10 protein-coding genes are annotated in these 10511 nt (G+C 72.7%); 5 read left to right on the plus strand and 5 right to left on the minus strand.

Annotation, left to right across the window (positions count from 1 at the left end; all coding sequences use genetic code 11):
* Positions 1-18: 18 nt before the first annotated feature.
* Complete coding sequence (locus BN12_RS05365; RefSeq protein ID WP_157635363.1) at positions 19-684, minus strand: hypothetical protein; 666 nt, start codon at positions 682-684, stop codon at positions 19-21.
* Between the two features lie 301 nt (positions 685-985).
* On the opposite strand from BN12_RS05365, the gene BN12_RS05370 reads away from it, so the two are divergent.
* From BN12_RS05370 to BN12_RS05390, 5 genes are all read left to right on the plus strand, one after another.
* A complete protein-coding gene (locus BN12_RS05370) occupies positions 986-1510 on the plus strand; it encodes a cupin domain-containing protein (RefSeq protein ID WP_200901151.1) in 525 nt (174 codons plus the stop codon).
* Positions 1507-1935: a hypothetical protein gene (locus BN12_RS05375; protein ID WP_048550702.1), complete on the plus strand. Its 429-nt coding sequence runs from the start codon at positions 1507-1509 to the stop codon at positions 1933-1935. The genes BN12_RS05370 and BN12_RS05375 overlap by 4 nt, the downstream gene beginning before the upstream one ends.
* A gap of 15 nt (positions 1936-1950) precedes the next feature.
* Complete coding sequence (locus tag BN12_RS05380; RefSeq protein ID WP_048550704.1) at positions 1951-3762, plus strand: hypothetical protein; 1812 nt, start codon at positions 1951-1953, stop codon at positions 3760-3762.
* Between the two features lie 201 nt (positions 3763-3963).
* The gene (locus BN12_RS05385; RefSeq protein WP_048550706.1) at positions 3964-5121 is read left to right on the plus strand and encodes an acyl-CoA dehydrogenase family protein; all 1158 of its coding nucleotides are present in this window, start codon (positions 3964-3966) and stop codon (positions 5119-5121) included.
* Between the two features lie 129 nt (positions 5122-5250).
* Positions 5251-5709, plus strand: a complete 459-nt coding sequence (locus BN12_RS05390; protein WP_048550707.1) for a MaoC family dehydratase — start codon at positions 5251-5253, stop codon at positions 5707-5709.
* Between the two features lie 94 nt (positions 5710-5803).
* Here BN12_RS05390 and BN12_RS05395 read toward each other — a convergent pair whose 3' ends face one another.
* The 4 genes from BN12_RS05395 to BN12_RS05410 all read right to left on the minus strand — a co-directional run.
* A complete protein-coding gene (locus BN12_RS05395) occupies positions 5804-6958 on the minus strand; it encodes a CaiB/BaiF CoA transferase family protein (RefSeq protein ID WP_048550709.1) in 1155 nt (384 codons plus the stop codon).
* Between the two features lie 21 nt (positions 6959-6979).
* The gene (gene phaZ, locus BN12_RS05400; protein WP_048550714.1) at positions 6980-7780 is read right to left on the minus strand and encodes a poly(3-hydroxyalkanoate) depolymerase; all 801 of its coding nucleotides are present in this window, start codon (positions 7778-7780) and stop codon (positions 6980-6982) included.
* Positions 7777-8964, minus strand: a complete 1188-nt coding sequence (locus tag BN12_RS05405; protein ID WP_048550717.1) for an acyl-CoA dehydrogenase family protein — start codon at positions 8962-8964, stop codon at positions 7777-7779. Before BN12_RS05405 ends, phaZ begins: the two co-directional genes overlap by 4 nt.
* An 11-nt stretch (positions 8965-8975) precedes the next feature.
* Positions 8976-10511, minus strand: a 1536-nt coding sequence (locus BN12_RS05410) for a PHA/PHB synthase family protein (RefSeq protein WP_053079958.1), incomplete at its 5' end; no start/stop codon positions are given.

The following is a 10511-nucleotide window of genomic DNA, read 5'->3' on the forward strand; positions in this document are numbered from 1 at the left end:
CGCGTCGGCGTCCAGCTCCTACACGACCTGCCGAGCGGCACGCTCGGTGCCGGCGTCGCCCAGGCCGGGCAGCAGCGGTCCGAGTCGGGCGTCGGCCACGGCCCGGTCGGCGGGGTCGAGGACCGTGGTCTCCCGGGCCACCAGGGTGGCCCGCCACTCGGTCGTGTCCCCGGCGGTCAACGCCGCCAGCGTCGACGGGAGCTCGCCGACCAGGGCCCGGGCCAGCCCGACCAGCCGGTCCCCTTTGACGGGGGACTGTCGCCGCGCGAGGGCCACCTGCGAGCCGATGCTACGGGCCACTCGCGCCCGTCGCGCCCGCGACAATGCTGATCTCGCATCCTCGGTGGCAGAGGCGGTCGCGCCCTGACCCCCTCCGGCGGTGGCGGCAGCGGCGAGCTGGGAGTCCGCGAACGCCACCGTCACCCGTGCCTGTGCCGCCGCGACTCCCGAGGTCACCCGCTCCAGCCCGGCGAGCAGCTCCACCCGCGCCCCGTCCACCAGGGCGGCCCCATCGGTCTCGGCCAGCCAGGCGAGCACTCCCTCCACCGTGTATGCCGTCTCCACCGTGTGTGTCGTCCGGCCGGCGCCCGCGCCGGGCCCGGGGGCCGCCGACTCGGCAGTGAGCACCGTCGACCCCGATCCGGCGCCGGGCCGGGTCCGCGGGATGAGTGGGTGTCGGTGCATACCACTAGTGTACAGGAGTTCGATAGCGAGATCAAGGTGGTGATCGATGAAAACTGCTGTTACACAAGTGAATATCTGTGCATGGCGGTCCGGTCGCCGCCTCCTGAAACGCTGCCGCGGCTCGAATCGTCCGCGGTGCCAGGGAGGATCACATCGAAGCTCCGTTCGACCTCGGTTCCACCCGCGCGTCGCATGCGTGACGGCAGGCGCCGCATACGTGCCGGCGGAGGTCACGATGTGACGCCGGAACTCACGCCTATGGGAACGACAGCATCCGACACGCAGGCTCCAGGAGGACACCATGCCGAGCGCTCGCCGTTCCACGACCCCCGTGGGGGTGGATCTCGACGCCGTCGAGGGCCGCTACGCCCACCTCGACGACCACACCGTCTCGTTCGAGACCTTCATGCAGGACCTCGACACGGCACCGTACTTCCGGGGACTGCCCGGCGACGCGTGCCCGTGTCGGCACCTGGGCTACGTCACGTCGGGGCAGATCACCTTCCGCTGGCCCGACCACGAGGAGACGTATGTCGAGGGCGATGCCTACGTCGCGGGCCCGGGGCATCGGCCGTTCATCGCCGCGGGCGCGTCGGTCGTCGAGTTCACCCTGACCGAGGAGCTGGAGCCGGTCATGGAGGTCCTCGGCCGCGCCATCGAGGCCATGGCCGGAGCGGGAGAAGGCGCGGGAGCGGGAGTGGACGCGACGGCAGGTGCGGGAGCGGGAGTGGACGCGAGGGCAGGCGCGGGAGCGGGAGTGGACGCGAGGGCAGGAACCGGAATGGGAGCAGGAACGCGCGCGGGACAGGGGGTGGCGACGTCATGACGACCGTCGACACGCCGACGACCCGCGACAGCGCGCCGGAGGCCCTCGCGACCGAGTTCGTCTCCTGGCTGGAGACGGGCGTGCGGCCGGAGGACATGTTCGCCGGCGACGTCTTCGCCGACCTCAGCCTCCCGCACTGGCGGCTGCAGGCCGAGGGGGCCGAGGCCACCTTCCGCCTGCGCGAGGAGAGCCATCCCTTCCCGGGAGAGGTCCGGGTCGAGGCGCTCGCCCGCACGACGCGCGGCTTCCTCCTCCAGTTCTCGGAGCGCTGGTCGGCCGAGGGGCAGCGGTGGTACTGCCGCGAGCTGATCCACTGCAGCGTCGCCGGGGGACGGATCAGCGAGCTGTCGATCTACTGCACCGGCGACTGGGACGAGGCCGTCCAGGCGCGCCACGCCGAACAGGTTCACCTCGTGCGGCCCTGACCGTACGCTCGCCTCATGGCGCGCGATCCGGCGTCGGTGGCGTCGCTCCTGGCCCTCGCCGAGCAGGCCTGGGCCCGCGGCGACCGGGAGTCCGCGACGGCATTCTTCGAGCGGGCCGACGGACGCGCGGAGGAGGAGGGCGACGTCGCCGACCGGGTCGAGGCCGTGCTCGGTCTCGCGCGAGGACAGGAGTACAACCTCGCGCCGGGGTTGCTCCCCGTCCGGCTGCACGCGGCCTACGCGGCGGTCGCCGAGCCGGCATCCCGCATCCGGCTCGGCGCTGCCCTCGCCCGGTGCTGGGCCTATGCCAACGAGCCGGCACGAGCGACGCCGTTCGCGGAGGAGGCACTGCGCCTCAGCGAGGAGCAGGACGACCCGGAGCTCGTCGCCGATGCCCTCGACGCGGCGCTCGTCTCGCACTGGGGGCCCGACGACCTCCCTCTCCGGCAGCGCTGGGCGGTCCGGCTGGGCGACACCGCGGCCCACCTGACGAGCCTCGACGCGAGGCTCACGGCCGCCCTGTGGTCGCTCACCGTCGCGTGGGAGCTCCTCGACCTGCCCCGGATGCATCGCTCGATGCACTCCCTCGAGCAGCTCGCCGAGGAGTCGGCCCGGGCGGAGTTCTTCGCCGCCAGCCGTCGGCTCCCGCTCGAGCTGCTGCGCGGGCGCCTCGACGTGGCACCGCTTCTCGTCGAGCGGGCGACCCGGGCGGCAGCACGGGCCGTCGTGCCGGACGCGGTCGGCGTCCTCCACGGGATGCGCGGGTACACGGCCCTCGTCGCGGGGGACGAGGCGACCTGTGCGGCCGAGGCTCCGGCGTTCGAGGTGTACGCCGTCGAGTTCGGGGTGGCGACCGTCCGGGCCGAGGCGGCGATGATCTGGCTCGGCGCCGGACGCCCGGACAAGGTCGCGGAGATGATCGCCGTGTTCACCCCGCCGGTCCTCGCCGCGCTGCCCCGCGACAGCGACTGGCTGCTCACGCTCCAGTGCGTCCTCGAGGGCGCCCTGGCGACACGGGACGCCGAGGTGACGGCTGCGGCGCTCACGCTCCTCGGCCCGTATGCGGGGCGCTCGGTCGTCAACGCCGGTGCCGTCATGTGGCACGGAGTCACCGACGACACCCTGGCCCGCGCATACGACCTCCTCGGCGACGCCGCGGCATCGGCACGGCACCGCGCCGCCGCCCTGGCCACCTACGAGCGGATCGGGGCGACGTGGTGGCGGGACCGGCTGCACCGCCTTCTGCCGGACACGCCTCCACCGCCCACCCGCTCGACCCGCGTGCATCTCCACGAAACGCCCGGCGGGCTCTGGCTCGTCGGGCGGGAGGGCGCCGCCGTCCTCCTGCCCCGGATGCGCGGCCTGGAGTACCTCCACACGATCCTCGTCCACCGCGACGCGGACGTGCCGGCCGTGCGGCTCGCCGGCCACGTCGTCGTCGAGCAGCCCGGCCTGGAGGTCGTCGACGACGAGTCCCGCCGAATGCTGCGTGGCCGGCTGTCCGACATCGAGGCCCTCCGGCGCACCGCGGACACCGCCGAGCTGCGGGACGAGCGCGCCGCCATCGTCGCCTACCTCGCCTCGGCCACCGGTCTCGCCGGCCGCGATCGCGCAACCGGGTCGACCGCCGAGCGCGCCCGCGTCGCCGTGCGCAAGGCCCTCGTCGCCGCACTGGCCAGGATCGCCGAGAACGACCCTTCGCTCGGGCGACACCTGCGCGACCGGGTCCGCACGGGCCACCAGTGCCGCTACGAGACCGATCCGGACCATCCGGTGGAATGGGTCCTGACGGCCCTCAGCGGTGACCCTGCGATGCCGCGGGAGTAGGTCACCACCGGCGTCGACCGGCAGCGGCCTCGTCCGGGGCCCACAGCGCGCGCGACTCGTGGGCCTCATACTCATGCCAGGCTGAGGGTGTCGTCACCACTGGCCGAGAATCACGCATGAGGTATGGCTTTGCCTCGGTGCTCGTCGCGGGTCCGTGCCCGATCGGGCTCGTGGTCCGGTCCACCAGCGAAGGAGCCGTCAATGGAGCCATCCGAGTTCTCCGCGATCCTCGACGCCGTGAGGACGTTCATCGACCGGGAGGTCGTGCCGGCCGAGGACGAGATCGAGGAGACCGATGCCATCCCCGAGCGCATCCGCGCCGCGGCGGCGGACATGGGCCTGTTCGGGTATGCCCTCCCCGAGGAGTTCGGCGGCCTCGGCCTGTCGATGACCGAGGAGGTCCAGCTGGCCATGACGCTCGGGCGGACGGCGCCGTCGTTCCGGTCGATGTTCGGGACGAACAACGGCATCGCCGGCCAGGTGCTCGTCAACTTCGGCACGGACGAGCAGAAGGAGGCCTACCTTCCCGGGCTCGCCGCGGGCGAGCTCGTCGCGTCGTTCGCCCTCACCGAGCCCGATGCTGGATCCGACCCCTCCGGCATCCGGACCAAGGCCGTCCGCGTCGACGGTGGCTACCGGATCTCGGGCCAGAAGCGCTTCATCACCAACGCCCCCGAGGCGGACGTCTTCATGGTCTTCGCCCGGACCGGCGAGGTGGCCGACGGCACGAAGGGGATCTCGGTCTTCGCCGTCGACGCCGACCGGGCCGGGGTCACCGTCGGGCCCCCGGACCGGAAGATGGGTCAACGCGGCGCGCACACCGCCGAGGTGTTCCTCGACGACGTCGAGGTCGGCCCCGAGGCCCTCATCGGAGGGGTCGAGGGGGAGGGATTCGGCGCGGCCATGCGCTCGCTCGCCAAGAGCCGCCTCCACATCGCCGCGCTGAGCGTCGGGATGGCGGAGCGGCTCATCGAGGAGTCGGTCGACCACGCCGTCACCCAGACCCAGGGCGGCACGCCCATCGCCGACTTCCAGCTCGTCCAGGCCATGCTCGCCGACTCCAGGACCGAGGCGTACGCCGGCCGGGCCATGGTCATGGAGGCGGCCCGCAGCTACGACGACGGCTCCGACCGGTGGATGGCCCCGTCGTGCGCGAAGCTCTTCTGCACCGAGATGGTGGGTCGGGTCGCCGACCGCGCGGTCCAGGTCCACGGCGGGCTCGGCTACATGCGCGACACGAAGGTCGAGCGCTTCTACCGGGACGCCCGCCTCTACCGGCTCTACGAGGGCACGAGTGAGATCCAGAAGGTCATCATCGCCAAGCAGCTCATCCGCGCGGCTCGCCGCGAGGGTCGCTGACGGCATACGAGGAGGGAACGTGAATCCGTTGCAGGACAAGCCGGCCGCCGTGACCGAATCGGGGGGAGGCCACGGGTCGGGGATCTCGCTCGCCCAGGGGCTCGCCGCGATCGTCGAGAGGGTCGACGCGTGAGCGCCCGGGTCATCGGCAGTCTCGCCGAGCTGCGGGGGCTCGTCGGCGCCGAGGTGGGCACGTCCGACTGGGTCGAGATCGCCCAGGAGCGCATCGACGCGTTCGCCGACGCGACGGAGGACCACCAGTGGATCCACGTCGACGTCGAGCGGGCCACCGCCGGGCCCTTCGGGGCCCCGATCGCCCACGGCTTCCTCACCCTCTCGCTCCTGCCGCAGTTCGCCTCCCGGATCTTCTCCATCGGCTTCGGCAGCGCCCGGCTCAACTACGGGCTGGAGTCGGTCCGCTTCCCCGCGCCGGTGCCCGTCGGCTCGCGGCTGCGGGCGACCGCCTCGGTCGAGTCCGTCGAGGAGACGGCCAAGGGGGTCCAGGCGCGCATCCGCTATGTCGTGGAGATCGAGGGCCGGGACCGGCCCGCCTGCGTCGCCACCCACATCGTCCTCGTCGTCACCTGAGGTGACCCTGCCGTGAACGCGACGCGGACGACTCCAGGGGGACGCGCCGCGACGAATGACGGGGACCAGGCGACGGACACCGGCGCGGCAGGCCTCAGCCCGCCTCGAACGCGGCGCCTGAGGCGATGAGGTCGTCGGCGTCGAGCCCGGCCTCGGTGAGGATCGCGCGCGTGTCGCGGCCGGGGACCGGCGGCGGCTGGGGAGGCTCGACGGAGTGGGCCCCGAACCGCGGCGCCGGACCCGGCTGGATGACCCCGTCGTGCTCGATGACCGACCCGCGGGCCCGGATCTGCGGATGGTCCAGTGCCCCCCTCATCGTGACGACGGGCGCGACGCACGCATCGGAGCCCGCGAAGACCTCGACCCACTCCTCCTGCGTCCGCCGCCGGAAGATCTCCGCCAGCGTCCCGCGCAGCTGCGGCCACCGGCTCCGGTCGTGCTGCGCCGCGGCGGGGTAGACGTCCTCGGGGACGCCGAGCCGGGCGAGCAGCTCGGCGAAGAACTTGCCCTCGAGCGCGCCGACGGACACGTACCGGCCGTCCGAGGTCTCGTAGACGGCGTAGAACGGAGCCGCGCCGTCGAGGAGGTTGACGCCGGCCTCGTCCTGCCAGCGGCCGGCCGACAGCATCGAGTGGGTCGCCGCCATGAGGTGCGACACCCCGTCGACCATGGCCGCGTCGACGACCTGGCCGCGGCCTGTCGTCATCCTCTCGACGAGGGCGGCGAGGACGCCGGTCACGAGATACATCGCCCCACCCGCGTAGTCGCCGAGGATGGGGAACGGCACGATGGGAGGCGCCCCGGCAGCCGCCAGCCCGTGGAGGGATCCGGTCACCCCGATGTAGTTGAGGTCGTGCCCGGCGGTTCGGGCGAGCGGACCGTCCTGGCCCCAGCCGGTCATCCGTCCGTAGACGAGATGAGGATTGCGCTCGAGGAGGACCTCCGGGCCGATGCCCAGCCGCTCCGTCACCCCGGGCCGCAGCCCCTCGACGAGGACGTCGGCGCGGTCGGTCAGCGCCCGCAGCGCCTCGACCCCGGTGGGGCTCTTCAGGTCGAGCGCGATCGAGCGCTTGCCACGATTGAGGACGTCCCGGTCCGGCGGGGCCGTCGCCAGCTCGGGGGGGCCGGGACGGTCGACGCGCACGACGTCGGCGCCGAGATCCGCGAGCGTCATGCCGGCGAACGGTCCTGGGCCGATGCCGGCCAGCTCGATGACGCGGATCGCCGACAGCGGACCCGTGATGGGCATCGGTGCTCCAATCCTGCCTTTTCAGGCCGTGAGGAAGTCGGACACGAGCGGGCCGAGCTCGGCCGCCCGGGTGACGAGCGCGAGGTGCCCGTCGTCGTACTCGTGCAGCCTCGCATGCGGCAGCAGCTGCCGCATGATCCGCGCGTTCGCGATGGGGATGATCGGGTCGTCGGTCCCGGCGAGGATCAGCACGGGCTGGCGGATGAGCGGAAGGGCCGGGAGGCTGGTCCACCCGAGGCCGGCGAGCAGCTGGTAGAGATAGCCCCGCCACGGACCGGGACGGCTTGCGCTGTGCAGCAGCGCGGCGCTGCGCTCGGGATGCGCCCGCACCTGCCCGCCGTAGAGCTCGGCGGCGACGCTGCGCGCATACTCGGGGTCGCGGTAGCGCCGCGGCGTGGCCATCCTGGCCAGGACCCGGGGATGGGCGGGCACCATGAGCGCGCCGGTGGCGGTGCTGACGAGGACGACCCGGCGGCACCGGCGCGGGTACTGGAAGGCCGTCTGCTGCGCGAGCGCACCACCCCAGGAGATGCCGAGCACGTCGAACTCGTCGTGACCCAGCTCGTGGAGCATGCCGGCGGCGAGACGGGCCATCCCGAAGAAGCGGTAGGGGGCTCCCGGCAGCGGCGACCCGCCCACGCCCGGGACGTCGAAGGAGACGGCCGTGATCCGTGGGTCGAGGGCGTCGACGAACGGCTCGAGCACCTCCAGGCTGGCTCCGATCCCGTTGCACAGGAGCAGAGGTCGCCCGGGGCCGGTGCCTCCGCGGACGGAGACCCGCACCTCCCGGCCGTCCACCGTCACCATGCGGACTCGGCTCATGCGAAGGCTCCGACGCCGGTGATGTCGCGCCCGACGATGAGGGTCTGGATCGTCTCGGTGCCCTCGTAGGTGTGCAGCGCCTCCATGTCCGCCATGTGCCGCATGACGTGGAAGTCGAGCAGGATCCCGTTGCCGCCCAACAGGTCCCGTGCGTCGGCGACCACCTGACGGGCCTTGCGGGTGTTGTTCATCTTGGCGATCGCAGCGATCGTGTCGGTGAGGCTGCCCTCCTCGATGAGGCGGCCGAGCCGCAGGCAGTACAGCTGCATGGAGCAGACCTCGGCGAGCATCGTGACGAGCCGCTGCTGGACGATCTGGAAGCCGACGAGCGGCCTGCCGAACTGGGTCCGTTCGGTGCAGTACTGGAGGGCGATCTCGTATGCCGCCGTCGCGTGTCCGAGCGCACCCCACGCGACCGCGTTGCGCGTCCCCGCGAGGACCCGCGCGGTGTCCTTGAAGCTGTGGGCCTCGGGGAGCCGGGCCGACTCCTCGACCCGCGCCCCGTCGAGGGTGATGTGGGCCTGCCACACCGACCGGAGCGACACCTTCCCGTCGATGCGCTCGGCGTGGTAGCCGGGAGTCGTCGCGGGCTCGACGAGGAAGCCCTTGACCTGCCCGTCGGCCACGTCCCGGGCCCACACGACGACGACGTCGGCGATGGTGCCGTTGCCGATCCACTTCTTCTCCCCGTCGAGGACCCATGCGTCGCCGTCGCGGCGGGCGGTCGTCTCCAGGGCGACGGAGTCCGACCCGTGGGTGGGCTCGGTCAGCGCGAAGGCGCCGAAGGCGTCCACCCTCGCCATCGGCGGCAGCCAGCGCTCCTTCTGCTCCGGCGAGCCGAGCATGGCGATCGACTGCATCGCGAGACCCGCCTGGACCCCGAGGAAGGTGCCGATGCTCCCGTCGCCGCGGTTCAGCTCCATGTGGACGAGCCCGGTCGCGATCGGGCTCATCGACGGGCAGCCGTAGCCTGCGATGCCGTCGCCGACGAGGCCGAGCTCGCCGAGCCGCCGGGCCAGGTCGCGAGGGAACTCGGCGCGCTCCCAATGGTCGCCGATGACCGGCAGCACCTCGTCGTCGACGAAGTGCCGGGCCCGGTTCCAGTAGCCCCGCTCCTCGGCGGTGAGCTGGTCGGCGATGCGGAAGTAGTCGGTGCCGCGCGAGCGGCCGAGGGTCTCGAACATGGTGGTTCTCCTCACTTCTCGTGGACGTAGGTGCCGGGCGCGTCGCCGACGACGGGACGGGTGTCGCTGCCCGGATGGTCGGGTGCCGGCCGGGTGCCGCCGCACCGGGCGGAGAGCCACTCGGTGAGGTCGGACCACCACGTGCCCTGCCGCACCTCGGCGCCGGCCAGCCAGGCGGAGGACTCCGGCGGGTTGGTGTCGTTGACGCGATAGCTCGCCTTGGGGTTGCCGGGCGGGTTGACGAGGGCGGCGATGTGACCGCTCGTGGACAGGACGAACCGGCTCTCCCCGCCGAGGAGCGTCGTCGTGCGGTAGCAGCTCTCCCACGGGGTGATGTGGTCGGCGACGCCGGCCGCGATGTAGGCGTCGACGGTGACCCTCGACAGGTCGATGGGCGTCCCGAGGACCTCGAGCGTCCCGGGGTCGGCCAGCTGGTTGTCGAGGGACATGTCGACGAAGTCGGCGTGCAGGGCGGCCGTCATCCGGGTCGTGTCGGAGTTCCAGAAGAGGATGTCGAAGGCCGGCGGCCGCTTGCCGAGGAGGTAGTTGTTGACCCAGTAGTTCCACACGAGGTCTCCGGGCCGCAGCCAGGCGAACACCTCGGCGAGGCTCCGTCCGTCGAGGTAGCCCGTCCGGCGCGAGCGCCGTTTCGCCGCCTCGGCGGTGCGCCGGTCGACGAGCGCACCGGCCGTGCCGGCGTCCGTCGTGTCGATGACGGTGACGGCGAGGAAGAGCCCGGCGAGCCGGTCCTGCCGGTCGATGGCGGCCAGGTGGGCGGAGGTGATCGTCGCGAGGATGCCGCCGGAGCAGATCCCGCCGAGCATCGTCCGGTCGGTGCCGGTGATCTCCTCGATGGCGTCGAGGGCGTCGAGGATGGAGCGGACGTAGGTGTCGAAGCCCCAGTCGGCGTGGCGGGCATCGGGATTGCGCCAGGAGATGACGAAGAGCTGTCGCCCCTCGCGGACGATGTGCTCGACGAGGCTGCGGCCGGGGGCGAGGTCGATGGCGTAGAACTTGTTGATCGTCGGCGGGACGACGAGCACCGGCACCTCGGACACGGTCTCCGTCTGCGGACGGTACTGGATGAGCTCGAGCACCTCGGTCCGCAGGACGACCGCGCCGGGCGTCGTCGCGATGTTCTCCCCGACGGCGAAGCCCGAGCCGTCGACCATCTCCGGTATGCGGGGCGCGGAGACGAGGTCCCGGGCCAGCTGGCCCGCGCCGCGGACGAGGCTGAGGCCGGCGGTGTCGATGGCCGCCTTGGCCGAGCTCGGGTTGAGGAGCGGGACGTTGCTCGGGGCCAGGGCCTCGGTGAGGTTCTCGACGAGGAACTCGACCCGGCGCCGGTCCCTGGCCTCGAGCCCGGCGTCGGCGACGAGCTCCTCGGCGGTGCGGCCGGCCGCGAGGTAGAGCTGGACGAGCCGGCGCAGGAGGGGGTTCTCGCTCCACGCCGGGTCGGTGAACCGCCGGTCCCGCTTGCCCGGCGCGAGGTCGGAGGCGCCTCCGGCCACCCGGGCGGCCTCGACGCCGAGCTCGGCCAGCCCCCC

Source organism: Nostocoides japonicum T1-X7 (assembly GCF_001046855.1).
GTDB classification, from domain to species: Bacteria; Actinomycetota; Actinomycetes; order Actinomycetales; family Dermatophilaceae; genus Nostocoides; species Nostocoides japonicum.